25 protein-coding genes are annotated in these 25,619 nt (G+C 65.3%); 18 read left to right on the top strand and 7 right to left on the bottom strand.

The annotated features are described in order from the left end of the window. Position 1: 1 nt before the first annotated feature. The 15 genes from AC07PR_RS04545 to ggt all read left to right on the top strand — a co-directional run bounded on the left by AC07PR_RS04545 (position 2) and on the right by ggt (position 16,642). Positions 2 to 1,258 (top strand): NADH-quinone oxidoreductase subunit D, encoded by a 1,257-nt coding sequence (locus tag AC07PR_RS04545; protein ID WP_483106097.1) that lies wholly within the window; start codon positions 2 to 4, stop codon positions 1,256 to 1,258. An 11-nt stretch (positions 1,259 to 1,269) separates the two neighbouring features. Then, a complete protein-coding gene (locus tag AC07PR_RS04540) occupies positions 1,270 to 1,812 on the top strand; it encodes an NADH-quinone oxidoreductase subunit NuoE family protein (protein ID WP_377155458.1) in 543 nt (180 codons plus the stop codon). 12 nt (positions 1,813 to 1,824) lie between these two features. Beyond that, on the top strand, positions 1,825 to 3,222 hold the full coding sequence (nuoF, locus tag AC07PR_RS04535) for an NADH-quinone oxidoreductase subunit NuoF (RefSeq protein ID WP_431103177.1): 1,398 nt from the start codon (positions 1,825 to 1,827) through the stop codon (positions 3,220 to 3,222). 21 nt (positions 3,223 to 3,243) lie between these two features. Then, the gene (nuoG, locus tag AC07PR_RS04530; RefSeq protein WP_495134557.1) at positions 3,244 to 5,577 is read left to right on the top strand and encodes an NADH-quinone oxidoreductase subunit NuoG; all 2,334 of its coding nucleotides are present in this window, start codon (positions 3,244 to 3,246) and stop codon (positions 5,575 to 5,577) included. Positions 5,578 to 5,590: 13 nt separating this feature from the next. Continuing rightward, a complete protein-coding gene (gene nuoH, locus AC07PR_RS04525; protein WP_377155455.1) occupies positions 5,591 to 6,688 on the top strand; it encodes an NADH-quinone oxidoreductase subunit NuoH in 1,098 nt (365 codons plus the stop codon). A gap of 15 nt (positions 6,689 to 6,703) precedes the next feature. Then, complete coding sequence (gene nuoI / locus AC07PR_RS04520; protein WP_255362648.1) at positions 6,704 to 7,186, top strand: NADH-quinone oxidoreductase subunit NuoI; 483 nt, start codon at positions 6,704 to 6,706, stop codon at positions 7,184 to 7,186. A gap of 79 nt (positions 7,187 to 7,265) precedes the next feature. Then, positions 7,266 to 7,907 (top strand): NADH-quinone oxidoreductase subunit J, encoded by a 642-nt coding sequence (locus tag AC07PR_RS04515; RefSeq protein WP_377155454.1) that lies wholly within the window; start codon positions 7,266 to 7,268, stop codon positions 7,905 to 7,907. Then, positions 7,907 to 8,218: an NADH-quinone oxidoreductase subunit NuoK gene (nuoK, locus tag AC07PR_RS04510; protein WP_067273420.1), complete on the top strand. Its 312-nt coding sequence runs from the start codon at positions 7,907 to 7,909 to the stop codon at positions 8,216 to 8,218. The genes AC07PR_RS04515 and nuoK overlap by 1 nt, the downstream gene beginning before the upstream one ends. Positions 8,219 to 8,243: 25 nt before the next feature. Beyond that, positions 8,244 to 10,304, top strand: a complete 2,061-nt coding sequence (nuoL, locus tag AC07PR_RS04505; RefSeq protein ID WP_495134556.1) for an NADH-quinone oxidoreductase subunit L — start codon at positions 8,244 to 8,246, stop codon at positions 10,302 to 10,304. 18 nt (positions 10,305 to 10,322) lie between these two features. Then, positions 10,323 to 11,792, top strand: a complete 1,470-nt coding sequence (locus AC07PR_RS04500; RefSeq protein WP_377155451.1) for an NADH-quinone oxidoreductase subunit M — start codon at positions 10,323 to 10,325, stop codon at positions 11,790 to 11,792. Between the two features lie 12 nt (positions 11,793 to 11,804). Next, positions 11,805 to 13,286, top strand: a complete 1,482-nt coding sequence (nuoN, locus tag AC07PR_RS04495; RefSeq protein ID WP_377155450.1) for an NADH-quinone oxidoreductase subunit NuoN — start codon at positions 11,805 to 11,807, stop codon at positions 13,284 to 13,286. Positions 13,287 to 13,344: 58 nt separating this feature from the next. After that, a complete protein-coding gene (locus AC07PR_RS04490; protein WP_377155449.1) occupies positions 13,345 to 13,680 on the top strand; it encodes a DUF2818 family protein in 336 nt (111 codons plus the stop codon). Beyond that, positions 13,661 to 14,320: an NUDIX domain-containing protein gene (locus tag AC07PR_RS04485; protein ID WP_377155448.1), complete on the top strand. Its 660-nt coding sequence runs from the start codon at positions 13,661 to 13,663 to the stop codon at positions 14,318 to 14,320. Before AC07PR_RS04490 ends, AC07PR_RS04485 begins: the two co-directional genes overlap by 20 nt. Positions 14,321 to 14,332: 12 nt before the next feature. Further along, the gene (locus AC07PR_RS04480; protein ID WP_483106100.1) at positions 14,333 to 14,827 is read left to right on the top strand and encodes a DUF1178 family protein; all 495 of its coding nucleotides are present in this window, start codon (positions 14,333 to 14,335) and stop codon (positions 14,825 to 14,827) included. A gap of 144 nt (positions 14,828 to 14,971) precedes the next feature. Further along, complete coding sequence (gene ggt, locus AC07PR_RS04475; protein ID WP_495134843.1) at positions 14,972 to 16,642, top strand: gamma-glutamyltransferase; 1,671 nt, start codon at positions 14,972 to 14,974, stop codon at positions 16,640 to 16,642. Positions 16,643 to 16,761: 119 nt separating this feature from the next. On the opposite strand, the gene AC07PR_RS04470 is transcribed toward ggt, so the two are convergent. Genes AC07PR_RS04470 through AC07PR_RS04460 form a run of 3 tightly spaced genes read right to left on the bottom strand, consistent with a single transcriptional unit; the run spans position 16,762 to position 20,633 of the window. Then, positions 16,762 to 17,100 carry an H-NS histone family protein gene (locus AC07PR_RS04470; RefSeq protein WP_495134555.1) on the bottom strand — a complete coding sequence of 113 codons (339 nt, stop codon included), beginning with the start codon at positions 17,098 to 17,100 and terminating at the stop codon, positions 16,762 to 16,764. A 54-nt stretch (positions 17,101 to 17,154) separates the two neighbouring features. After that, positions 17,155 to 18,927: a hypothetical protein gene (locus AC07PR_RS04465; protein WP_495134554.1), complete on the bottom strand. Its 1,773-nt coding sequence runs from the start codon at positions 18,925 to 18,927 to the stop codon at positions 17,155 to 17,157. Beyond that, positions 18,924 to 20,633: a hypothetical protein gene (locus tag AC07PR_RS04460; RefSeq protein ID WP_495134553.1), complete on the bottom strand. Its 1,710-nt coding sequence runs from the start codon at positions 20,631 to 20,633 to the stop codon at positions 18,924 to 18,926. The genes AC07PR_RS04465 and AC07PR_RS04460 overlap by 4 nt, the downstream gene beginning before the upstream one ends. 102 nt (positions 20,634 to 20,735) lie before the next feature. Here AC07PR_RS04460 and AC07PR_RS04455 point away from each other — a divergent pair, with 102 nt between their 5' ends. Both AC07PR_RS04455 and AC07PR_RS04450 read left to right on the top strand, forming a co-directional pair. Further along, a complete protein-coding gene (locus tag AC07PR_RS04455; protein ID WP_495134552.1) occupies positions 20,736 to 20,984 on the top strand; it encodes a hypothetical protein in 249 nt (82 codons plus the stop codon). After that, positions 20,968 to 21,177 carry a hypothetical protein gene (locus tag AC07PR_RS04450; RefSeq protein WP_495134551.1) on the top strand — a complete coding sequence of 70 codons (210 nt, stop codon included), beginning with the start codon at positions 20,968 to 20,970 and terminating at the stop codon, positions 21,175 to 21,177. Before AC07PR_RS04455 ends, AC07PR_RS04450 begins: the two co-directional genes overlap by 17 nt. A 151-nt stretch (positions 21,178 to 21,328) precedes the next feature. On the opposite strand, the gene AC07PR_RS04445 is transcribed toward AC07PR_RS04450, so the two are convergent. After that, positions 21,329 to 22,132 (bottom strand): hypothetical protein, encoded by an 804-nt coding sequence (locus AC07PR_RS04445; RefSeq protein ID WP_495134550.1) that lies wholly within the window; start codon positions 22,130 to 22,132, stop codon positions 21,329 to 21,331. 218 nt (positions 22,133 to 22,350) lie between these two features. Between AC07PR_RS04445 and AC07PR_RS04440 the strand changes: the two genes are divergently transcribed. Further along, a complete protein-coding gene (locus AC07PR_RS04440; protein WP_495134549.1) occupies positions 22,351 to 23,025 on the top strand; it encodes a hypothetical protein in 675 nt (224 codons plus the stop codon). A gap of 272 nt (positions 23,026 to 23,297) precedes the next feature. Here the strand turns inward: AC07PR_RS04440 and AC07PR_RS04435 are convergent, their stop codons facing one another. From AC07PR_RS04435 to AC07PR_RS04425, 3 genes are all read right to left on the bottom strand, one after another. Next, positions 23,298 to 23,609 (bottom strand): T6SS amidase immunity protein Tai4 family protein, encoded by a 312-nt coding sequence (locus AC07PR_RS04435; protein ID WP_495134548.1) that lies wholly within the window; start codon positions 23,607 to 23,609, stop codon positions 23,298 to 23,300. A 241-nt stretch (positions 23,610 to 23,850) separates the two neighbouring features. Continuing rightward, on the bottom strand, positions 23,851 to 25,113 hold the full coding sequence (locus tag AC07PR_RS04430; RefSeq protein WP_495134547.1) for a M56 family metallopeptidase: 1,263 nt from the start codon (positions 25,111 to 25,113) through the stop codon (positions 23,851 to 23,853). Beyond that, positions 25,106 to 25,558, bottom strand: coding sequence for a BlaI/MecI/CopY family transcriptional regulator (locus AC07PR_RS04425; RefSeq protein ID WP_495134546.1), 453 nt, complete (start codon positions 25,556 to 25,558; stop codon positions 25,106 to 25,108). The genes AC07PR_RS04430 and AC07PR_RS04425 overlap by 8 nt, the downstream gene beginning before the upstream one ends. Positions 25,559 to 25,619: the final 61 nt, after the last annotated feature.

Here is a 25,619-nt window from a genome sequence, read left to right as displayed (position 1 = left end):
CATGCCAGCCGAAATCAAGAACTACACCCTGAACTTCGGCCCGCAGCATCCGGCCGCGCACGGCGTGCTGCGCCTGGTGCTGGAGCTGGACGGGGAAGTCATCCAGCGCGCCGATCCGCACATCGGCCTGCTGCACCGCGCCACCGAGAAGCTGGCCGAGACCAAGACCTTCATCCAGTCGCTGCCCTACATGGACCGCCTCGACTACGTGTCGATGATGTCCAACGAGCACGCGTACTGCCTGGCCATCGAGAAGATGCTCGGCCTGGAAGTGCCGGAGCGCGCGCAGTACATCCGCGTGATGTTCGGCGAGCTGACCCGCATCCTGAACCACCTGCTCTGGCTGGGCGCGCACGGCATCGACTGCGGCGCGATGAACATCCTCATCTACTGCTTCCGCGAGCGTGAGGACATCTTCGACATGTACGAGGCGGTCTCGGGCGCGCGCATGCACGCGGCCTACTTCCGTCCGGGCGGCGTGTACCGCGACCTGCCGGACTCGATGCCGCAGTACAAGGTCAGCAAGATCAAGAACCAGAAGGCGATCGACAAGCTCAACGAGAACCGCCAGGGCTCGCTGCTCGATTTCATCGAGGACTTCTGCGCCCGCTTCCCGGCCAACGTCGACGACTACGAGACGCTGCTGACCGACAACCGCATCTGGAAGCAGCGCACCGTGGGCATCGGCGTCGTCACGCCCGAGCGCGCGCTGAACCTGGGCCTGACGGGTCCGATGCTGCGCGGCTCCGGCATCGCGTGGGACACGCGCAAGACGCAGCCCTACGACGTCTATGGCCGCATGGACTTCGACATCCCGGTCGGCACCAACGGCGACACCTACGACCGCTACTGCGTGCGCGTCGAGGAAATGCGCCAGTCCAACCGCATCGTCCAGCAGTGCGTGAAGTGGCTGAAGGCCAACCCGGGTCCGGTCATCACCGACAACCACAAGGTGGCGCCGCCCAGCCGCGTGGCGATGAAGACCAGCATGGAAGAGCTGATCCACCACTTCAAGCTGTTCACCGAAGGCTTCCGCGTCCCCGAGGGCGAGGCCTACGCCTCGGTCGAGCACCCGAAGGGCGAGTTCGGCATCTACCTGATCAGCGACGGCGCCAACAAGCCGTACCGCCTGAAGATCCGCGCGCCGGGTTATTCGCACCTGGCCGCGCTGGACGAGATGGCCCGCGGACACATGATTGCCGACGCGGTGGCCGTGATCGGCACGATGGACATCGTGTTCGGTGAAATTGACCGTTGAGTGGTGACCGCATGAGCAGCACTGAAATTGTGAGCACCGGGTTCGTGTTGAGCGAGGCCACCGCGGCCCGCTTCGCGCGCGAAGTCGCCAAGTACCCGGCCGAGCAGGCGCAGTCGGCCGTCATGGCCTGCCTGTCCATCGTCCAGCAGGAGCAGGGCTTCGTGTCCCGCGAGGCCGAGGACGCGATCGCGCAGTACCTGGGCATGCCGGCGATCGCCGTCTACGAGGTCACGACCTTCTACAACATGTACAACCAGCGCAAGCTGGGCCTGTTCAAGCTGAACGTCTGCACCAACCTGCCGTGCCAGCTGCGCGACGGCCAGAAGGCGCTGGACCACCTGTGCAAGAAGCTGGGCGTCGAGGCCGGCGGCACGACCGCCGACGGCGTCTTCACCGTGCAGCAGAGCGAGTGCCTGGGCGCCTGCGCCGACTCGCCGGTGATGCTGGTGAACGATCGCCAGATGCTCAGCTTCATGAGCGCCGAACGTCTCGATGAGCTGGTGGATGCGCTCAGAGCGCACCATGGCCAGCAATCTGTGGCCAACAAGAACTGAGGGACCTGGACGATGACCAACATCGCGAACATCGACCTCTCGAAGTGGCAGGCCACGGGCGCCGAGACCTGCTTCCACGACCGCAACATCACCCCGCAGATCTACGCGGGCCTCGATGGCAAGAACTGGTCGCTGAAGGACTACGAAGCGCGCGGCGGCTACCAGGCCCTGCGCAAGATCCTCGCCCAGGGCGAGGGTCAGGGCATGACCTCCGACCAGGTCATCGCGGAAGTGAAGGCCTCCGGCCTGCGCGGCCGCGGCGGCGCGGGTTTCCCGACCGGCCTGAAGTGGAGCTTCATGCCGCGCCAGTTCCCGGGCGCGAAGTACCTGGTCTGCAACAGCGACGAGGGCGAGCCGGGTACCTGCAAGGACCGCGACATCCTCATGTACAACCCGCACATCGTCATCGAAGGCATGGCGATCGCGGCGTACGCGATGGGCATCAAGGTCGGCTACAACTACATCCACGGCGAGATCTTCGAGGTGTACGAACGCTTCGAAGCCGCGCTGGAAGAGGCCCGCGCGGCCGGCCTGCTGGGCGACAACATCCTGGGCAGCAACTTCAGCTTCCAGCTGCACGGCCACCACGGCTTCGGCGCCTACATCTGCGGCGAGGAAACGGCGCTGCTGGAATCGCTCGAAGGCAAGAAGGGCCAGCCCCGCTTCAAGCCGCCGTTCCCGGCCTCGTTCGGCCTGTACGGCAAGCCGACGACCATCAACAACACCGAGACCTTCGCGGCGGTGCCCTGGATCATCCGCAACGGCGGCCAGGCCTACCTCGAGGTCGGCAAGCCCAACAACGGCGGCACCAAGATCTTTTCAATCTCCGGCGACGTCGAGCGTCCCGGCAACTACGAGATCCCGCTGGGCACCTCGTTCGAGAAGCTGCTCGAGCTCGCCGGCGGCATGCGCGGCGGCCGCAAGCTCAAGGCGGTCATCCCCGGCGGCTCGTCGGCCCCGGTGCTGCCGGCCGACGTCATGATGCAGTGCACGATGGACTATGACTCCATCGCCAAGGCCGGCTCGATGCTGGGTTCGGGCGCCGTCATCGTGATGGACGAGACCCGCTGCATGGTGACCAGCCTGCTGCGCCTGTCCTACTTCTACGCGCACGAGTCCTGCGGCCAGTGCACCCCCTGCCGCGAAGGCACGGGCTGGATGCACCGCGTGATCGAGCGCATCGCCCACGGCAAGGGCCGCGTCGAGGACATCGACCTGCTGAACTCCGTGGCCGACAACATCCAGGGCCGCACCATCTGCGCGCTGGGCGACGCCGCGGCGATGCCGGTGCGGGCGATGCTCAAGCACTTCAAGGGTGAGTTCATCGCGATGATCGAACAGGCCCAGCAGAACAAGGCGCCTGCCGCGTCGTCCCCGTCCGCCACGGCGAAGTCGCCGGCGCACGCCTGATCGGAGCCGCTGAGAAGAACTATGGTTGAAATCGAACTCGACGGCCAGAAGGTCGAAGTGCCCGAAGGCAGCATGGTGATGCATGCCGCCGAGAAGGCCGGCACCTACATCCCGCACTTCTGCTATCACAAGAAGCTGAGCATCGCGGCCAACTGCCGCATGTGCCTGGTGGACGTGGAGAAGGCGCCCAAGCCGCTGCCCGCCTGCGCGACGCCGGTGACGCAGGGCATGATCGTCCGTACCAAGAGCGAGAAAGCCATCAAGGCCCAGCAGGGCGTGATGGAGTTCCTGCTGATCAATCACCCGCTGGACTGCCCGATCTGCGACCAGGGCGGCGAATGCCAGCTGCAGGATCTGGCCGTCGGTTACGGCGCCAGCGCCTCGCGCTACTCGGAAGAGAAGCGCGTGGTGTTCCACAAGAACGTCGGCCCGCTGATCTCGATGGAAGAGATGAGCCGCTGCATCCACTGCACGCGCTGCGTCCGCTTCGGCCAGGAGATCTCCGGCGTGATGGAGCTGGGCATGGCGCACCGCGGCGAGCACAGCGAGATCCAGACCTTCGTCGGCCGCACCGTGGACTCGGAGCTGTCGGGCAACATGATCGACATCTGCCCGGTCGGCGCGCTGACCAGCAAGCCCTTCCGCTACAGCGCCCGCACCTGGGAACTGTCGCGTCGCAAGAGCGTCAGCCCGCATGACTCGACCGGCGCGAACCTGATCGTCCAGGTCAAGAACAACGAAGTGATGCGCGTCGTCCCGCTGGAGAACGAAGCCGTCAACGAGTGCTGGATCGCCGACCGCGACCGCTTCTCCTACGAAGCGCTGAACGGCGACGAACGCCTGACCACGCCGATGCTCAAGCAGGGCGGCGAGTGGAAGTCGGTCGATTGGACCACCGCGCTGGAATACGTCGCCAACGGCCTGAAGCAGGTCAAGACGGAGAAGGGCGGCGCGTCCATCGCCGCGCTGGGCTCCGAGCACAGCACCGTCGAGGAATTGCACCTGCTGGCGCAACTGGTGCGCGGCCTGGGCAGCGAGAACATCGACACGCAGCTGCGCGTCGTCGACCCGGCGCTGCGCGCCGCGGACGGCAAGGCGCTGTGGCTGGGCACCTCGATCGCATCGTTGTCGCAACTGGACCGCGCCTTCGTCGTCGGCTCCTCGCTGCGCAAGGACCATCCGCTGTTCGCGCAACGCCTGCGCCAGGCCGCCCGCCGCGGCGCGCAGATCGTGTCGCTGGCCGGCTCGGTCGAAGACTGGAAGATGCCGGTCGCTGCCGCGATCACCGCCGCGCCGTCGGCCTGGGTCGCTGAACTGGCCAACGTCGCCGCCGCCATCGGCGCCGCCAAGGGCGTGAGCGCGCCGGTGCAAGGCAACGCGACCGACGCCGCCAAGGCGATCGCCGACACGCTGCTGTCGGGCGAGCGCAAGGCCGTGCTGATCGGCAACGCCGCGATCCAGCATCCGCAGGCCGCGACGCTGCTGTCGCTGGCGAACTGGATCGGCGAGCAGACCGGCGCCACCGTCGGCGTGCTGTCGGCCGCGGCGAACAGCGTCGGCGCGCAGCTCGTCAACGCCCGTCCGGGGCAGGGCGGTCGCACGGCGGCCCAGCTGCTGAACGACCAGCCGGCCAAGGCGCTGCTGCTGCTCAACACCGACCCGGTGCTGGACGGCGCGAACGCCGCCGCCGCCGCCAAGGCCGTCAACGCGGCCGAGATGGTCGTCGTGCTGACGCCGTTCAAGACCGGCCCGGTGGTCGAGTTCGCCGACGTGCTGTTGCCGACGGCGCCGTTCACCGAGACCTCGGGCAGCTTCGTCAACGCGGAAGGCCGCCTGCAGAGCTTCGTCGGCGTGGCCAAGGCCCGCGGCGAGACCCGCCCGGGCTGGAAGATCCTGCGCGTGCTGGGCAACCTGCTGAGCCTGCAAGGCTTCGACTTCGACAGCTCCGAGCAGGTCCGCACCGCGGCCCTGGGCTCGTCGCTGGACCTGGCGAACCGCCTGGGCAACACCGTGTCGGCCCAGTCCGCCGCAGCCGCGCCGGTGCAAGGCCTGGAACGCCTGACGACGGTGCCGATCTACGCGACCGACGCCCTGGTGCGCCGCGCCACCTCGCTGCAGCTGACCCGCGACGGCCGTGACGCGGCGATCGCCTCGCTGCCGCAGGCGCTGTGGACCGAACTCGGCCTGACCGAGCAGGGTGCGCAGGTGCGCGTGACGCAGAACGGCGGCGAGGCCGTGCTGGCCGCGCAGCTGGACGCATCGCTGCCCGCGACCGTGGTGCGCATCCCCGCCGGCATCCCCGAGACCGCCGCACTGGGCGCGTTCACCGGCGCGATCGCCGTGACCAAGGCCTGAGGACGAGACGACGATGGAAAACTTCTATAACGCCGGCGCCTCGCTGCTGGGAGGTGTGGTCTGGCCGGTGGTCTGGAGCGTGCTCAAGATCATCGCCGTGCTGCTGCCGCTGCTGGGCTGCGTCGCCTACCTGACGCTGTGGGAACGCAAGGCCATCGGCTGGTCGCAGATCCGTCCGGGTCCGAACCGTGTCGGTCCGCTGGGCCTGCTGACCCCGATCGCCGACGCCGTGAAGCTGATCTTCAAGGAGATCATCGTCCCGAGCGCCGCGAACAAGGGCCTGTTCTTCCTCGGCCCGATCATGACGATCATGCCGGCGCTGGCCGCCTGGGCGGTCGTGCCCTTCGGCCCGGGCGTCGCGATCGCCGACGTCAACGCCGGCCTGCTGTTCCTGATGGCCATCACCTCGCTCGAGGTCTACGGCGTGATCATCGCGGGCTGGGCCTCGAACTCGAAGTACGCCTTCCTGGGCGCGTTGCGCGCCTCGGCACAGATGGTCTCCTACGAGATCGCGATGGGCTTCTGCCTGGTCGTCGTGCTGATGGTGACCGGCTCGATGAACGTCAGCGCCATCGTGACCAGCCAGGAGCAGGGCTGGTTCGCATCGCACGGCGTGAACATCCTGTCCTGGAACTGGCTGCCGCTGCTGCCGATCTTCCTGGTGTACTTCATCTCCGGCCTGGCCGAGACGAACCGCCACCCGTTCGACGTCGTCGAAGGCGAATCGGAGATCGTGGCCGGCCACATGATCGAGTACTCGGGCATGTCGTTCGCGATGTTCTTCCTGGCCGAGTACGCCAACATGATCCTGGTGTCGGCCCTGGCGGTGCTGATGTTCCTGGGCGGCTGGTCGGCCCCGATCTCGTGGTCGCTGCTGGGCATGGACACGCCCGCGTGGATCCAGCACTCGATGGCGTTCTGGAACTGGTTCTGGCTGTTCGCCAAGACCTTCTTCGTCGTGACCTGCTTCCTGTGGGTGCGCGCGACCTTCCCGCGCTACCGCTATGACCAGATCATGCGTCTGGGCTGGAAGATCTTCATTCCGGTCACCCTGGTGTGGCTCGTCGTGGTGGGTCTGTGGATCCAGTCGCCGTTCAATATCTGGAAGTAATCCGAGGTATCCGCTGTGATCAAGGACCTAGTCAAGAGCTTCATGCTCACCGAGCTGCTGAAGGGCATGGCCCTCACCGGCCGGCATTTCCTCTCGAAGAACATCACGGTGCAGTTCCCGGAAGAGAAGACCCCGCTGTCTCCTCGCTTCCGCGGTCTGCACGCGCTGCGCCGGTACGAGAACGGTGAAGAGCGCTGCATCGCCTGCAAGCTGTGCGAGGCCGTGTGCCCCGCCATGGCGATCACGATCGAATCGGAGGTGCGCGCGGACGGCTCTCGCCGCACGACGCGCTACGACATCGACCTGACCAAGTGCATCTTCTGCGGCTTCTGCGAAGAGAGCTGCCCGGTCGACTCGATCGTCGAGACCGACATCTTCGAATACCACGGCGAGAAGCGCGGCGACCTGTACTTCACCAAGGAGATGCTCCTGGCGGTGGGGGACCGGTACGAGCCGCAGATCGCAGCCAGCAAGGAGGCCGACGCCAAGTACCGCTGACCGGTCCGGCGGTCTCTTCCACCGCGCCGCGAGGCGAGGGGAGAGGACCGCGACCGGCGGCCTGCTTGCAGGACATCGCATGGATATCACTACCGCGCTCTTCTACGTTTTCTCGTTCGTACTGCTGGCCTCCGCGGTCCGTGTCATCACGGCCAAGAGCACCGTGCACTCGGCCCTGTTCCTGATCCTGTCCTTCTTCAGCGCCTCCTGTCTGTGGATGCTGCTGAAGGCGGAGTTCCTGGCCATCACGCTGGTGCTGGTCTACATCGGCGCCGTGATGGTGCTGTTCCTGTTCGTCGTGATGATGCTGGACTTCGAGTCCACCGCCGTGCGCGAGAGCATCTGGAAGCACCTGCCGGTGGCCAGCCTCGTCGGCGCGGTCATCGCGCTGGAGATCGCGGCCGTGCTGATGGGCGGCTTCCGCGGCGTCGAGAACGCCCCGGAGATCCCCAACATGGCGCAGCTGGGCAACACCAAGCTGCTGGGCATCGAGATCTACACCAACTACCTGTTCCCGGTGCAGATCGCCGCGGTGCTGCTGCTGGTGGGGATCATCGCGGCGATCGCGCTGACGCTGCGCGGCCGCAAGGACTCGCGTCACCAGGACGCGTCGCAGCAGGTGCGCGTGAAGAAGGCGGACCGCCTGCGCATCGTCAAGGTCGCCCCGACCGTCGAAGCGCCGTCGCTGCCGGCGGCTGACAAGAACGAAGGAGCCGCGTGATGGGTGCGCTGAGCCTGAACCATTTCCTGATCCTGGGCGCGTTCCTGTTCGCGCTGTCGGTGATCGGCATCTTCCTGAACCGCAAGAACCTGATCGTGCTGCTGATGGCCATCGAGCTGATGCTGCTGGCGGTCAACATGAACTTCGTGGCGTTCTCGCACTACCTGGGCGACATGGCCGGCCAGGTGTTCGTGTTCTTCATCCTCACCGTGGCGGCCGCCGAGTCGGCGATCGGCCTGGCGATCCTGGTCGTGCTGTTCCGCAACCGCAGCAGCATCGACGTGGAAGAGCTGGACGCCCTGAAGGGCTGACGAGCGTCAGGAAGCGAGAAAAACAATGTCTGCAACACTCTCTCAGAACATGCTGCTGGCGGTGCCCCTGGCGCCGTTGGCCGGCGCCATCGTGGCGGGCCTGTTCGGCAAGCAGGTGGGCCGCCGCGGCGCCCACGTGGTGACCATCCTCGGCGTGCTGGTGGCGCTGATCATCTCCGTGATGACGCTCAACGCCGTGCTCGACGGCGCGCGCTTCAACCAGACCGTCTACGAGTGGATGGTGCTGGGCGGCCTGAAGATGGAAGTCGGCTTCATGATCGACGGCCTGTCCGCGATGATGATGTGCGTGGTGACCTTCGTCTCGCTGATGGTGCACATCTACACCATCGGCTACATGGAGGAAGACCCCGGCTACCAGCGCTTCTTCAGCTACATCTCGTTGTTCACCTTCAGCATGCTGATGCTGGTGATGTCCAACAACATGCTGCAGCTGTTCTTCGGCTGGGAAGCGGTGGGCCTGGTGTCCTACCTGCTGATCGGCTTCTGGTACACGAAGCCGACGGCGATCTTCGCCAACATGAAGGCCTTCCTGGTGAACCGGGTCGGCGACTTCGGCTTCATCCTGGGCATCGGCCTGCTGGTCGCCTACGGCGGCTCGCTGAACTACACCGAGACCTTCGCCAAGTCGGCGGAACTGGCCAAGATCGGCTTCGCGAATCCCTTCGGCGGCGAGAGCTGGATGATGCTGAGCGTGGCCTGCATCTGCCTGTTCATCGGCGCGATGGGCAAGTCGGCGCAGTTCCCGCTGCACGTGTGGCTGCCGGACTCGATGGAAGGCCCGACCCCGATCTCGGCGCTGATCCACGCGGCGACGATGGTGACGGCCGGCATCTTCATGGTGTCGCGCTTCAGCCCGCTGTTCGAGCTGTCCGACACGGCGCTGAGCTTCGTGCTGGTGATCGGCTCGATCACGGCGCTGTTCATGGGCTTCCTGGGCATCATCCAGAACGACATCAAGCGCGTCGTCGCGTACTCCACGCTCTCGCAGCTGGGCTACATGACGGTGGCGCTGGGCGCCTCGGCCTACTCGGTGGCGGTGTTCCACCTGATGACGCACGCGTTCTTCAAGGCGCTGCTGTTCCTCGGCGCGGGCTCCGTGATCATCGGCATGCACCATGACCAGGACATCCGCAACATGGGCGGCCTGCGCAAGTACATGAAGGTGACCTGGATCACCTCGCTGCTGGGCTCGCTGGCGCTGATCGGCACGCCGTTCTTCTCGGGCTTCTACTCGAAGGACTCGATCATCGAGGCGGTCCACGCCTCGCACCTGCCGGGCGCGAGCTTCGCCTACGTCGCTGTGGTGGCCGGCGTCTTCGTGACGGCGTTCTACAGCTTCCGGATGTACTTCCTGGTCTTCCACGGCAAGGAGAACTTCCACCACAAGCCCTTCCCGGGCGAGCACGACCACCACGATGATCACGACGACCATCACGGTGACGCGCACGACCACACCCCGCATGAGTCGAAGTGGGTGGTGACGGTGCCGCTGGTGCTGCTGGCGATCCCGTCGGTGCTGATCGGCTTCTTCACGATCAAGCCGATGCTGCACGGCGACTTCTTCAAGGACTCGATCTTCGTGAACCACGAGGTCCATCACGCGATGACCGAACTGGGCGAGGAGTTCCACGGCGCCGTCGCGATGGCGGTGCACAGCCTGCAGACGCTGCCGCTGTGGCTGGCGATCGCCGGCGTGGCCGTGGCCTACTGGTTCTACATGATCAGCCCGGCGATCCCGGCCGCGATCGCGCGCATCTTCCGCCCGATCGTGACGATCCTCGAGAACAAGTACTACATGGACTGGTTCAACGAGAACGTGCTGGCCCGCGGCGCGCGCGCGCTCGGATCCGGCCTGTGGAAGGGCGGCGACCAGGGCGTCATCGACGGCGTGCTGATCAACGGCTCGGCGCGCACGGTGGGCGGCGTCGCCGGCCTGGTGCGGCTGATCCAGACCGGCCACCTGTACTGGTACGCGCTGGTGATGATCCTGGGTGTCGTGGGTCTGATGACCTGGCAGCTGTGGCCTTACATGGGGCCCCAATTCAAGGCCCTGTTCGGCCTCTGACGCGGGCGGAGAATAAGAATGTTGCTAAGTCTCTCCATTTGGCTGCCCATCGTCTGCGGTGGCCTGCTGCTCGCGCTCGGGCGCGACAACAATGCCGGCGCGGTGCGCTGGATGGCGCTGGTCGCGGCGGTCGCGTCCTTCCTGGTGACGCTGCCGCTGATCAGCGGCTTCGACAACTCGACGGCGGCGATGCAGTTCGTCGAGGTCGCGACCTGGATCCCGCGCTTCAACATCCACTACCACCTGGGCGTGGACGGCATCTCGATGTGGTTCGTCCCGCTGACGGCCTTCATCTCGATCATCGTGGTGATCGCGGCCTGGGAAGTGATCGACACGCGGGTGCACCAGTACATGGGCGCCTTCCTGATCCTGTCGGGCCTGATGATCGGCGTGTTCTGCGCGCTCGACGGCATGCTGTTCTACGTGTTCTTCGAGGCCACGCTGATCCCGATGTACATCATCATCGGCGTCTGGGGCGGACCGCGTCGCGTGTACGCGGCCTTCAAGTTCTTCCTGTACACGCTGGCCGGCTCGCTGCTGATGCTGATCGCGCTGCTGTACCTGTACAGCCAGTCGGGCAGCTTCGAGATCCTCCTGTGGCACAAGCTGCCGCTGGGGATGCCGGCGCAGACCCTGCTGTTCTTCGCCTTCTTCGCGGCCTTCGCGGTGAAGGTGCCGATGTGGCCGGTGCACACGTGGTTGCCGGACGCCCACGTGGAGGCGCCGACCGGCGGCTCGGTGGTCCTGGCGGCCATCATGCTGAAGCTGGGCGCCTACGGCTTCCTGCGCTTCTCGCTGCCGATCGCACCTGACGCCGCGCGTCACTACGACTGGTTCATCATCGGCCTGTCGCTGATCGCCGTGATCTACATCGGCCTGGTGGCCATGGTCCAGCGCGACATGAAGAAGCTGGTGGCCTACTCGTCGGTGGCCCACATGGGCTTCGTGACGCTGGGCTTCTTCATCTTCAACGAGCTGGGCGTCGCCGGCGGCCTGGTGCAGATGATCTCGCACGGCTTCGTGTCGGGCGCGATGTTCCTGTGCATCGGCGTCCTGTACGACCGCGTGCATTCGCGTGAGATCGCCGACTACGGCGGCGTCGTCAACACGATGCCCAAGTTCGCGGCGCTGGCGGTGTTCTTCGGCATGGCCAACTGCGGCCTGCCGGCGACGGCCGGTTTCGTGGGCGAGTGGATGGTGATCCTGGGCGCCGTCGGCCACAACTTCTGGATCGGCCTGCTGGCGGCCACGGCGCTGATCTTCGGCGCGGCCTACACGCTGTGGATGATCAAGCGCGTCTACTTCGGCGCGGTGACCAACGACAACGTCCGCAACCTGACCGACATCAACGGCCGCGAGTTCCTGATGCTGGGCGTGCTGGCGATCGCGACGCTCTACATGGGCGTGTACCCGAAGCCGTTCACCGACGTGATGCATCAATCCGTCGACGCGCTGCTCAAGCACGTCGCGGTGTCCAAGATCCAATAAGGGCCCAACACAATGAACGACATGAACTGGGTCGCGGTCTATCCCGAAATCCTGTTGCTGGCGCTGGCCTGCGTGGTCGCGCTGGTGGACCTGTTCGTCACCGACGCGCGCCGCACGACGACCTACTGGCTGACGCAGCTCAGCCTGGCGGTGGTCGGCGTGATGCACTTCGCCGCGATGGGCGACGTGCCCACCGAGACGATGCAGGGCATGCTGGTCGTCGACCCGCTCAGCCACCTGCTGAGCGGCGTCAGCGCCATCGCGCTGATCGTCACGCTGGTCTACGCGCGTCCGTACGCCGAGTCGCGCGACATCCTCAAGGGCGAACTGTTCACGCTGAGCCTGCTGGTGCTGCTGGGCGTCAACGTGATGGTGGCGGCCAACAACTTCCTGACCACCTACCTGGGTCTGGAGCTGATGAGCCTGTCGCTGTACGCGCTGACGGCGCTGCGTCGCGATCACACGATCTCGACCGAAGCCGCGATGAAGTACTTCGTGCTGGGCGCGCTGGCCTCGGGCTTCCTGCTGTACGGCCTGTCGATGATGTACGGCGCCACGGGCTCGCTCTCGATCCCGCGCGTGTTCGAGGTCATCTCCACCGGCACCGTCAACAAGGGCGTGCTGGTGCTGGGCGTGGTCTTCGTCGTCGCCGGCCTGGGCTTCAAGCTGGGCGCCGCGCCGTTCCACATGTGGGTGCCGGACGTCTACCAGGGCGCGCCGACGGCCGCGACGCTGCTGATCGGCGGCGCGCCCAAGCTGGCTGCGCTGGGCATGACGCTGCGTCTGCTGGTGGAAGGCATGCTGCCGCTGGCGACCGACTGGCAGCAGATGATGCTGGTGATGGCGGTGGCCTCGCTGGTCGTGGGCAACCTGGCCGCGATCGCGCAGAGCAACCTGAAGCGGATGCTGGCGTACTCGACGATCTCGCAGATGGGCTTCGTCGTGCTGGGCCTGGCTTCGGGCGTGGTGAACGGCCAGCCGGACCTGCATGCGCTGAACGCCTACAGCTCGGCGATGTTCTACGCGATCACCTACGTGCTGACGACGCTGGGCAGCTTCGGCCTGATCATGCTGCTGGCGCGCCAGGGCTTCGAGTCCGAGCAGATCAGCGATCTGGCCGGCCTGTTCAAGCGCAGCCCGTGGTACGCCTTCGTGATGGCGATCTACATGTTCTCGCTGGCCGGCATCCCGCCGATGGTGGGCTTCTACGGCAAGCTGGCCGTGCTGCAGGCGATGGTCACGACGGGCCAGTCGCTCTACATCTGGCTGGCCGTGATCGCGGTGCTGCTGTCGCTGGTGGGCGCGTTCTACTACCTGCGGGTCGTGAAGGTCATGTTCTTCGATGAACCGACCGACCACAGCCCGCTGAGCGCCCCCGCGGACGCCCGCGTGGTGATGTCGCTGAACGGCGCCGCGGTGCTGGTGCTGGGCCTGGTGCCGAGCGGCCTGCTGGCGCTGTGCAGCCAGGCCGTCACGCGCGCGCTGGCGCACTGATCGCCGGCGACGGCGGGCGGAAACGGCAGCGGCCGACGACGGGATACGGAGCACGACCATGGATCAAGGCGTTTCTGTCTGGATGGTGCTGGTGGTCGCGCTTGTCGCGGCCAACCTGCCTTACCTGAGTTCGCGCATCCTGCTGGTGGGGCCGCGTCGCGATCCCAAGGCCGGCGGCTGGCGCCTGCTGGAGCTCTTCCTGCTCGCGCTGGTGACGCTGGCCGTGGGCTTCGGCCTCGAGTCGCAGCAGGGCCAGCGTTTCCCGCAGGGCTGGGAGTTCTACGCGGCGGCGCTGGCGATGTTCGTGACCTTGGGCTTCCCGGGTTTCGTGTGGCGCTACCTGCGCCGCTCGCGGGCCAAGGTGCGAGAGTTCGATGACGAAGAAGCTGCCTGACGCCAACCGACCCGATGACGACGGCGTGATCGGCATCCCGCCGGCCGCCGATGCCGACGAACATCTGCGCGAAGCCCCGCTGGCGTCCGAGTGGATCCTTCGGGGCAATTTTCTTCATGTGAAGCGCGACCGTGTCGCGCTGCCCAATGGCCGGGAGGCCACGCGCGAGTACATCCGCCACCCCGGCGCGGCGGTGATCGTGCCGCTGTTCGACGACGGCCGCGTGCTGCTGGAACGCCAGTACCGCTATCCGATGGGCCGCGTGGTGCTGGAGTTTCCCGCGGGCAAGCTGGATCCGGACGAATCTCCGCTGCGCTGCGCGATGCGCGAGCTGTTCGAGGAGACCGGCTTCCGCGCGCGCGAGTGGGCCTACGCGGGCGTGCTCCACAACGCGATCGCCTATTCGGACGAACGCATCGAGATCTTCTTCGCCCGCGGCCTGATCGCCGGCGAACGGCAGCTCGACGACGAGGAGTTCCTCGACCTGCTGCCGGTGGCCGAGGACGAGCTCGACCGCATGGCCTTCGACGGCCGCGTCACCGACGCGAAGACGCTGATCTGCCTGCAATGGCTGCAGCGCTGGCGGGCCGGCGCATGGCCATTGGACTGGATGCCGGCGGACGAAGCGTCCAGCCGCTAGCATCGGTCCATCATGCTGGTACTGAACCTGGCCTGCGAGGCCGGCCATGCCTTTGAGGGCTGGTTCGCCTCCGCCACCGATTTCGAGTCGCAACAAGCGCGCGGCCTGCTGAGCTGCCCGCTGTGCAACAGCGCGGCCGTGCGGCGGATGCCGAGCGCACCGCGGCTGAATCTCTCTTCCGCCGCCGAGCCGACGACGGCGAAGTCGCGCACGAGCGGCGCCGAAGCGCCGTCGCTGCCTTCGGGGCCCTCGATGCCGGACGGCGTGCCGCCGATCGCGATCGAGATGCAGAAGCAGGTCCTGCAGGCGGTTCGCACGCTGATGGCGAAGACCGAGGACGTGGGCGACCGATTCGCCACCGAGGCGCGCCGCATCCATTACGGCGAAGCCGAGGAGCGCGGCATCCGCGGCCGCGCGACGCCGGACGAGGCGCGCGAGCTCGCGGACGAGGGCATCGACATCGTCGCACTGCCGGTGCCCGATGCGCTGAAAGACCCTCTCCAGTAACGACCTGACGCCGCTTGGGATTGCGGGCGACACCGCCGCGGGTGTCGAATGCCCCGTCGCATCTCTTGAGGAATCAGGTTCATGAAGACTTTCCGTTTGCTCACGTGTGCCGCGGCGGTGACCGCGTCCCTGGCCTTTGCGCCGATGGCGCCATCCCTCGCGGCGTCGGCCGCGCCGGTGGCCGCGCAGAACGGCATGGTGGTGACCGCGCAGCACCTCGCGACGCGGGTCGGCGTCGACGTGCTCAAGGACGGCGGCAATGCCGTCGACGCCGCGGTGGCGGTGGGCTACGCGCTTGCGGTCGTGTACCCGGCGGCGGGCAACCTCGGCGGCGGCGGGTTCATGACGATCCAGCTGGCCGACGGCCGCAAGACCTTCCTCGACTTCCGCGAGAAGGCCCCGCTGGCCGCGACGGCCAACATGTACCTCGACAAGGACGGCAACGTCATCAAGGGCCTGAGCACGCACGGGCACCTCGCGGTGGGCGTGCCGGGGACGGTCTCCGGCATGGAGTACGCGCGGGAGAAGTACGGCACGATGAAGCGCCCCGCGCTGATCGCGCCCGCGATTGCGCTGGCGGACCGCGGCTTCGCGCTGGACCAGGGCGACGTCGACATGTTCCAGACGGCCACGAAGGACTTCGTGGCGGACCCGGCCTCGGGCGCGATCTTCCTGAACAAGGGCAAGCCCTTCCAGGCCGGCGACAAGCTGGTGCAGAAGGACCTCGCGAAGACGCTGCGCGAGATCGGTGCCAAGGGCACGGACGGCTTCTACAAGGGCTGGGTGGCGAAGGCGCTGGTCGAGTCCAGCCAGGCCGGCAAGGGCATCCTGACGCAGGCCGACCTGGACCAGTACCAGACGCGTGAGCTCCCCCCGGTGGAATGCGACTACCGCGGCTACCACGTCGTGTCGGCGCCGCCGCCGAGCTCGGGCGGCGTGATCATCTGCGAGATGCTGAACATCCTCGAGGGCTACCCGCTGCGGCAGCTCGGCTGGGGATCGGCGCAGGGCGCGCACTACCAGATCGAGGCGATGCGCCATGCCTACGTCGATCGCAACAGCACGCTGGGTGATCCGGACTTCGTGAAGAACCCGCTGCAACGGCTGTTGGACAAGAACTACGCGGCCAAGCTGCGCGCGGCGATCGACCCGGCGAAGGCGGGCGTGTCGATGGAGATCAAGCCCGGCGTGCCACCGCATGAGGGCAGCAACACGACCCACTACTCGATCGCGGACAAGTGGGGCAACGCGGTGTCGGTGACCTACACGCTGAACGACTGGTTCGGCGCGAAGGTCACGGCGGCGAAGACGGGCGTGCTGCTCAACAACGAGATGGACGACTTCACCTCCAAGGTCGGCGTGCCCAACATGTATGGGCTGGTGCAGGGCGAGGCGAACGCGATCGCGCCCGGGAAGCGGCCCTTGTCGTCGATGAGCCCGACGATCGTGACCAAGGACGGCAAGCCGGTGATGGTGGTGGGGACGCCGGGCGGCAGCCGCATCATCACGGCGGTGCTGCAGACGATGCTCAACGCCATCGACTTCGACATGAACGTGCAGGAGGCGGTGGACGCGCCGCGCTTCCACCAGCAATGGCTGCCGGACGTGACCAACGTCGAACCGTATGCGTTCTCGCCGGACACGCGCAAGCTGCTGGAGGGCATGGGCCACAAGCTGGGCGCGCCGCATCCGGCGAACCACCTGGCGGCGATCATCGTCGGCGCGCCGTCGCTCAATGGGAAGCCGGTGGGGAACAACCGCTTCTACGGCGCGAACGATCCGCGGCGGAACACGGGTCTGGCGGCCGGGTATTGAGGCCCGCCGCGCCTCGCGTCCGCGGGGCAAGCCCTGACCCTCGTGATGAACGAGGGTGCGTTCGAACTGCCGCACTGCCATGCTGCGCACCGATCACGGTGGTCAGCACCGTTGAACGATCACACCTTGAACTCCTGCCGGTCACGGCCCTGGGCCTCGTAGTCGGCCAGCCACTTCGCAGCGCGGCCGCGCCCGGACCAAGTGTTCGCAGCGTTAGTGGGGTCGCGGTACAGCACGGGTGCCTCGGAGCCGGCCTGGCGCCCGCGCTTGCCTGCCGTTCCCATGTACGGAGCGAGTGCCTCAACGGCCTCAGCAACCGTGAACCCGGCCGCCACGAGCTTTCTGGCAAAGCCGTCCACCAGAACCTTGAGTTCTTCCCCGCGCTTCTCGTCTATCTGATGGTCAAGTTGCTTGCGCAGAGCAACGAGTTCTGCATATGAGAGGCGGGAGACATCCATTTGCGATATTCACTTCCAGCAAGGGTTGAGGCTGCGGCATCGTAGCTGCCTGTGTCAGTCATCATCCTCGACGCGTGCCGGTCCTTCAGTCCCACTCGCTGCTACTGCTTGCGGGCTGTTGTTGAGGGACACCCCGACTTCACAGAATGCGACCGCTTGCTGGACGAGCATTTGACGTGGGATTTGAAGCTCCCACTGCAGTGCAGCGAGCATCGGTATGAATGGGAATCGGGCCCTGTACCAGCCCGAGGCCTCAATGCTCTCTACCCCGGGAAGCGGCTTGGCCATGCGTTCAAGGAAGTCCTTCGGTTTAGCCGGCACGAAGGCGAGGGCCTCGCCGATCCCGTGGCTGTGCAGCGCGCGCGGGTCTGCTACAACATCGTCATACCCCGCGTCCGAGCTCCAGAAGTTGGGAGTGCTCCACGAGCTTTCGGGCATCACAACCTCGCGCAGGAACTGATAACCATCATCGAGCCCAAGTGCTGCCGTCCAGGTCAGCAGGACCGGGATCAATGTGGAGCTTGCTGTCGAGGCATCCGTAGGCTCCTGAAGGTCGAATCTCACCTGGAGCTGCTGGTCCATGGTCTTCACGGTCGGCCAGAAATCCCGCTTCGTGCGAGCGACGCCGATCCGCTGACACAGCGACGTCAGCCATGCTGTCGCAACCTCGGTGCGGCCGGTAATGACCAGCAGCAACATCGCAAGATGGATGTCAGTCGCCTGGTGGTCGAAGGCGGGAAACTGGAGGCTCGAATGGGAACTGAGGAGATCGACCAGCCGAGCGGAGTACGCCCAGTGCCCTCCAGCTGTGCTTCCGGTAGTCGAGGCGTGCCAAGCCCAAAAACACCCCTGCAATCCAAGCCGACCAGCTTCTTCGAAGACTCGCTTCGACAGAAAGAGGTTGTGAGGCAGGACATAGGCGAACCCGTTCTCTGTGCGATAGAAGGCATCGAGGCGCGTGTGATATCGCATGGCGATGCTCATGGCGTCGCCCAGAATCTGGCCAAACTCGACCGCGTAGGCAGATGCAGGATTGAGCAGATCGGCGTGCACCTTGGCCCATGTCGCAAGGACGGCGTACTCGGAATGCCTGTATGGGGCGAGGAGGTTGTCTTCCTCAGCGGCTCGGAGAGTCAGCGCAGACAGCGCTGCGCGGATGCCCCGCAAGGCCTGCAGCGTGCGCTTCTTGCGCGATGCGGCACTTCCTCCACTGGCGGGAAGCTCCGACACCAGGCCATTCACCAACTGCCTGCCGACGCTGATGCAGAGGTCCGGTTGACCCACGTTGGCCAGCATGCGTCGGAACAGGGACCTCCGCTCGACGGGGAGGATGTGGTCGTCCAAGAGGTGTTCGACGGTCCACGCTGCAAGCTTGGAACCGTTGACGTTCACTACCGTGATCCCGTATTGGCTCGCGTAGTTCTCGTAGGCTCCCGCCATCTGTCCTTGAATGCTGGACAGGAATTCCCCGTTGGTGACGACCAGAGCCATTCTTGGCAACCCGCTGTGCTCGGGCGCGATATTCGCGCGTACGTATGTGTGTGCCAGGTCTTGCAGGGTCTGAAAAATGGACTGAGGTCCTGAGTTCCATTCGGTGCGCCCGATGGTTCCGCACTTGAGTACCCACATGAAGAGCGTCTTGCGGCCGTCGTCATCCTTCCCGACAGAGGCCATATCCACGCCGTTCTCGCGCACGCCCTTTTGAGCTGTGTGAAGCACCTGATGCCCCATGGCCGAGATGAGGAGTGGCATGAAGGCATCGAGTTCGCCGGACTCCTTCATCAACTCCAGATAGTCGGCCACCAACAGTTGCAAGGCGTCGTTCATCGAGCTTGCTCCAGCATCTTGAAACGTCGGATGTACCCCTGCATCGGGTCAGAGAGTTCGGAGGACGGTAGCTCGAACGAAAGGCCGCCAGAAACCAAGTCGACAATTTGGCTTGGCCCATCTGCTAGGTGAGTCACAAATCGTCTTCCTTGTGCCAAATGAGCTTTGGTGACAAGCGAAGCGAAGGCGGAGTTCTGCTCCCCCAACTGCTGGATGTGCTCTTGTTGCTTTGCTTGCGCGCTTCGCAGAGAGAAGGCATCGACGTCGCTGATTCGAAGTTCGCGCCGGCGAGGTAGGCGCTCAAGGTGCCGCGTCCATCTGAGGATGGAGGCATAGATACCTCGAAATACGACCGCGCCGCGGGCGCTTCGGCAAGAAGGCCTGCACAGTGGCTTCAAGAACGCCTCAGTTGCACCGGGGTATTCGATCTTCAAGAAGTTGAGCATGTCGCCGGCCATGGACAGCCCCGAGTCGCCAAGGCTCTCCATCCGCGCGATGCTCGCTGCGAAATGGCAGAGGGTTGGACCTTCCTCATGGAGACCGAGCACACGGCGGATCGCCTTCGTCCTGACGAGCGGAGTGGCTGCGGCGAACAGCGCCTCGTCCAAGACAGCTCGGGCGGGCCTGGCGTAGAGGAACTCGAGCATTCCGCGAAGTACCGGGAATGAGGCGGTTGGACTGAGCAACCAGTGGGTGATAAGCGTCTGGAAGAGCACCGCGTCATCCGCCGACGATTGGAACGTGAGGTTGAATCGCTGCAAGACGTCGCCTGGGCCGTCTCCCAGCGCGAGCAGCTGCTCGATAGCGAAGCTCTTCTGAGCGGCATTCCGCAAGCACGAACTAAGGGCCAGGTCGACGTTGTGGCAGATGCTCTTGTGTTGAAGCGCGAGCTCTACCAGCCGGCGGAGGACGTCATCCAGGGGGACAGACTCGGCGCCGTAGTTCGCACCCTCGACCCGGAATACCGAGCGTGAAACTTGGGATGCAGCGTCCGGCACTCCCGCCGAGAGCGCCTCCGCAACCAAGCGGAATGCGGCTTTGTCGAACTGCGCAAGCTCCACGATGCAGTACCAGGCGTTCGCTGCATTCGTGTCGGACAGCGCCGCCAAGTAGCCGAGGATCGCTTGGAGGTGAGGCGCTATGACCTCCTTGACCATCTCGAAACGCCAGGGAAGCATCACCACGAGCGCATCGACGGCACGAGCGTCTCGCACGGGAGATCCGAGGCGGTCGAGGACGAACTTCGCCGCAAGGACTGGCTGGGCCATCGCGAAGCTGAGCGCCCACGTTCGGCATGCCCGGTCCCCGAGGGGTGTGTCCGAACAGATACCGCCTACCAGGTCCAGTGCTAGGGACGGTTCGCTCGTGAAGCGGGCTTGAAGAGTCTCGCCGATGTAGTGCGCGAGCCCATCCTCACGGTCAGGAATGAACCTCAGGAGGCGAGCCAGCCGCGCAGCGTCGGCTCGGTCGGACATGCCTAGAGCTGGAAGCAGGATGTGGCAAGCGCCGAACTGATCGTCAGGTACCCACTGCACGAAGACGTCAAGGAGGTCGACTTCCCCCATGTCCGCTTCAGCGAGCCGTTGCTGTAGTTGAACGTCCTGCCCGTCGTCCTGCTCTCTGGTGAGGCTCCGCAGTTCCGCGTAGCGCCCGTCTATCAAGAGCGCGAGACGCTCATCGAGTTCTTCCCTGGACAAGGAATCCATAGCGCCTCCGCCTACGCCATCGGTTGATTTTGGAAGTGGTGTCCAGGGCAGCATGGCGACCGCCAAGACTCACATACTTTAGTAGGGCAGGAGGTGGGCGCGATGGAGCCTCAGCGGCGCACGAGCTACGTCGAGGCGATGGTCGAGGACTCGGACGAGGGCGCGGGCCGCCTGACGCCTGAGGCGTGCAGCTGCTGCCACACCATCGGCCAGCGCCCGCTGGCGCGCGAGGTGCCGCCGAAGTTGCGCGAGCATGCCGAATGGATGGCAGCCCCACTGGACCGACGCGTTTCGCTCCTGCGCGCCGACATGGCGCGTCTGCTGGGAGTCTCCGATGTACTGGCACGCTGAGACGACGTTGAACTTGGAGATCCAGATTGCCCCAGGGCGCTGGTTCCGGATGCGTAAGATCACTTTGCGCGGCTACGAAGAGCCCGATGGGTACGAACGGCATCTGCCATTTCTCGCGGTCGGCCAAGCTGACCTTTTCGCGGACGAGCAGCGCGCTTTCATCATGCGACCCTCTCCCGTGGCGGCGATTTGAATCGAGACGACTGGACCGGATTGGGGGGTCTTGCGCGACAGCCACGGCATGGAATCCATCGTCATGGACCGCCATGGAACGATAATTGAGCGGCTCCTTGGGCCGCTCTTAACCCGTTCGATGCGCGATACGACCTACCGCATCTGAGAATTTACTTCAGTCGTTTGACCGCCTGCTGGATGTCGGCCAGTTGCTTCTTCATCTCATTGCGCGTGCGCAGCAGTTGTTTGGCGAGCTGAAGGAAGGAGATGGCCAGAAGCCCTCCGCTGAGGATAGTGAGCGCCCTCGGAAACTCGACCCTGAACCGGTGAAAATATGGGGTCGGGTAGCTGACGATCTCTCCTTTTTCGTTTCTGAATGGGACGCGCAGGGTGAAATCCTTGAGCCCGGCGACCTTCCCCGTTGGAACGAAACTCAGCTCCTCGGGCGAAACCTTCTGGATCAGTGCTCGAACCAGAATCGCATCATCAGGTTCTAGTGTGAGCGCTGGCAGAAGGACTTGCCCAGCGTCGCCGCCCATGCTCGGTGCGGACCGTTCACTTAGGTACGCGCTACTCTGCGATTCGCTACCAACGGCAAGCACTGGGCCATTGACGCGGAACCCAAACGGCACACCCGGCTCAAAATCACTTGCCTTGATGGTGAAGTCGCCAGAGTTCCAAACCCGGACAACCACGACTTTCACCGCTGTCGTGGACGGATTGATGCTCTTGCCACCTAGGGTAAGGGAAACGCTCGGGAATCGTGCGTCCGGGTGGACCGCATCTGCCGTGGAGACCAGCGCCATGCTTAGTTCGGAGCGTTTGTTTTCCTGATACACGAAGGCGTAGATGCCGAACGCGAAGCCGACGAGGCCAACCAAGCCGAAGACCAAGGCGCCGCGGCCAGATACTGAAAACCGTTGCGCGCGATCCCAGAATCCTCTCCGTCCTTCGTTTCCCATGTTTTCAGTCATGTGGTGTTTCCTCCGCAGACTGATTCTGCCGCGAGGAGGTGGGAAATGTTTAGCGGATCAGCACTTCCTGCGCGACCAGCGCGACATAGAGCGGCCGGCAACCGAGGCGGCGGGCGTCGGATCGACCATGTCCCGGCCGTGATCAAGCTAAGCGAGGATGCGACGGGCCGCGACCGGTCTGGCCGCGCGGCAGAATCACTCCACCAAGGGAGGTGGAGATGAGAGACAAGAGATTCTGGCTCGGTATCGGGCTGTCCGTCGGGTGGCTGGGCGTCATGGTGGCGTTCATCATTTGGGGAAAGAGACCCGCCGAGATCAACGGTTGGGGAGACTTCTTCGCGGGCTTCTTTGCGCCGATCGCTTTCCTGTGGCTAGTTCTTGGCTACATGCAGCAAGGCGAGGAGCTTCGAGCACAGGCCGCGGAGCTCGAGAACTCTGTGAGGCAGCAAACGGCATTGGTGGAGGTGAGTCGGGCACAGCTCGCGCAGGAGGCTGAGGCGCTGAAGGCAGAACGGATCGCCGCGCACATTGCCGCGCAGCCCGTGTTCACCCTTCACCATGAACATGCGACAACGCTCGACAACCTTGACTGCTTCGTTTGGACATGCCAACTTCACAACTCGGGCGGCCCGGCGGCAGACGTGGTGCTCTTCGCCGGCCCAGTGGAAGCCATCTCCATCGAATTACACCCGTTGCCATTCATCGCATCAGGCCGGTCGGAACGGATCAAGTTCCGAATAGACGTAAACGCCAACGTCAGGCTGGTCATCGGCTTCAGGGACGGCCGTGGCAGCGTTGGACAACACGAAGCGAGTTTCCATTCAGCGCGATCTTTCGCTGGTGACAGTCAACCGTTCGTGGAGTCATTCAACTGGGAGAGGCGAAGCCCCTAGGCATGGGCACATTGCAAATGTTTTCAGACCCGATAGATTCCCGCTCGCGCGATACATAGATCGGGATAGCCGATCAAAACACTAAGCTTCGCCCCCCTGACGGTCGTGATGATCTCGGCCTTTGATCCGGCCGATGCAATGCCCGAACTGCAGCGACGAGTGCTGGATTACGTTCCGAACGCTGGTGGCCCAGGCTGAACTCGACGCCTAGCTGGCGAAACGCTCGAAGAAGGATGCATCCCTATCGAAAGCACCGTCGCCAATGTGAGGCGCTACCGGACTTGCTTCGACAGCCGTGTGGCAAGGACATCGAGCTCCTTGCTGTGCATCAGGTCGATGCACTTCATGGTGTTGAATTCCGACTGGACGGCGCCGCCATAGACGCGCTTCGAGTAGCTGTCGGCGAGCTCGCGCAGGGGCTCGTAGGCCTCGATGGGCTGCTTGCCGAACTCCATGTAGGCGCTGGCGGTCGCGTTCGCATCTTCCTTGGCCTCCTGGGTCTTCGCCACCTTGGCCAAGCACACGCTGACGGCCCAGTTCTTGAGCAGCGTTCTTTGGGAGTAGGTGGCGGTTGCGCTCGCCACGGGCTTCGCTGCAGGGGCAGGAGCTGACTGGGCGCAAACGGCGGATGAGGCCATCGCGGCGCCGAACAGGAGAGCTTTCATCGCAGGGTCCAGATGGAGGCCGTCTCCGGAACGAAGTGGCCGTTGTCGGGGTAGTGCAACAGGTGGCAGACGGGGGAGAACACTTCAAGGGCACCGTCCAATGCGCAAGCGCCTTGCGACTAGCTAGCGAATACGGCGTGGCTGGCGAGTTGACGCGGACTCACTGCCTCGGCTTGTAGCCCGGCACCTCCGCCAACGTGATGCTGCGCACGCGGATGAGGACCTCGCTCTGCTTGAGGTCGTCGGGCGCCGACCAGACGGTCGCCTCGACGCCTTCCTTCACCAGGACCGTGTTGTTCATCAACGGCTGGCCGCCCTCGGTCACGGAGAAGGTCATCGTCAGTTGCCGGTCGTTGCGGCGCTTGGCGGTGATCTCGACGCGGACCTGTTCCGGCGTCGGCTGATCCGGCCGGCCGCCGAGCACGACCAGCGCCGACTTGCCTTCCTCGGTGACGAGGCGCATCTTGGACACGCGCTTGTCCGTCGGCGGGCTGCCGTCGCGCCGGTTGACCTCGACGTAGAGTTCCAGCGGAATCGGGTCCCGGGCGAGTTCCGGCATTACCGCGTTGACCGCGTGCACGGCGCCGGCGGCGCCGAGGGTGAGTACCGCGAGGGCGGAGGCGCCAAACAGGCGGCGCGAGCGGGAACGGGGACGGACGGCGAGCATGGCGACTCTTTCGATCAACGGGTGGGACGAGCGCCAGCCGGACCACGGCTGGAGCGGGGACAGGGACTGCTGGGCGCGGAGCAGCGCGCGGCCGTAGTCGGCTTCGCAGCCGGGGTGACGACGCATCACCGCGTGATCGCAGGAGAGCTCCTGGTCGGCGCGCATCGCGCGCAGCGAGAGCCAGGCCAGCGGGTTGAACCAGTGCAGCACGCACAGGGCGGCGGCCAGGGCGTTCCAGTGGTTGTCGAAGCGGCGACGATGGACCTCTTCATGCGCGAGCACCAGCGGGCGCTGAGCGGCGTCGAAACGCTGCTCGAAGTCCTGCGGCAGGACCAGTCGCGGCGGCCACAGCCCGACCAGCGCGGGGCCTTGCACGCTGAAGCGGCGCTGCAGCCACGCCATCCGCGCGACGACGATGAGCGCGCCGGCGGCCCAGAGCGTCAACCACAAGGCGGCACCGTTGGTCGGTGCAAGGACTTGCAACGAGGGGGCCGTCGCCTGGCCCAGCGCCGGTGCGATCTGGCGGACGAATTCCGCCGAGAACTGCGTCGCAGATGGGCTCGCCGGCAGCAGACCGACGATGAGCAGCAGCGGTAGCACCACCCAGGCGACGTAGGCGAAGCCGGGGCCGACGTGGCGTGCCAACGGGCGGCGCAGCGCCAGCAGGACCAGCACGATCGTGGAGAGCAGGGCGGTCTGGCGCAGCAGCGCCTGAAGCCCCGCCTGAAGCAGCGAGGGGAGGAGCGCGTCAGTCATGGGACTTGCCGCCCTTGCCGCCCTTGGCGCTCTTGCCCGCGATGGCCGACTTGGCGGGCTTCGCGTCGCGCTGCTCGTAGTCGTCGATGAGCTGCTTCAACGCTTTCACATCGCCGGCCTTGAGCTTGCGCTGCGAGGAGAAGTGCGACACCAGCGGCGCGAGGCTGCCGCCGAAGAGGCGGTCCAGCAGCGAGAGGCTCTCGCTGTGCGCCCAGTCGGCGCGCGGGAAGCGCGGCGCGTAGAGGAAGCGCCGGCCGTCGCGCTCGGCGACGAGGGCGTCCTTCTTCAGCAGCCGGTTCAGCAGCGTTTTCACCGTGGCGAGCTGCCAGTCCTGCCGGTCGGAAAGCGCCGCGGCGATGTCCTCCGCCGACAGTGGCGAGGAGCGCCAGAGCACTTCCATGACCTCGGCTTCGGCGGAGGTGATGGGCGGGAGATCGTCGGGCATGTGATTCCGTTTACGCATGTAATCGAATGAATGATTACAGCTGTAAATGGAATCGTCAAGC

It is taken from the genome of Roseateles sp. GW821-FHT09H11, assembly GCF_059415845.1.
Note: the sequence above shows the minus strand (reverse complement) of the source record. Positions and strands in the feature narration are given on the sequence as shown.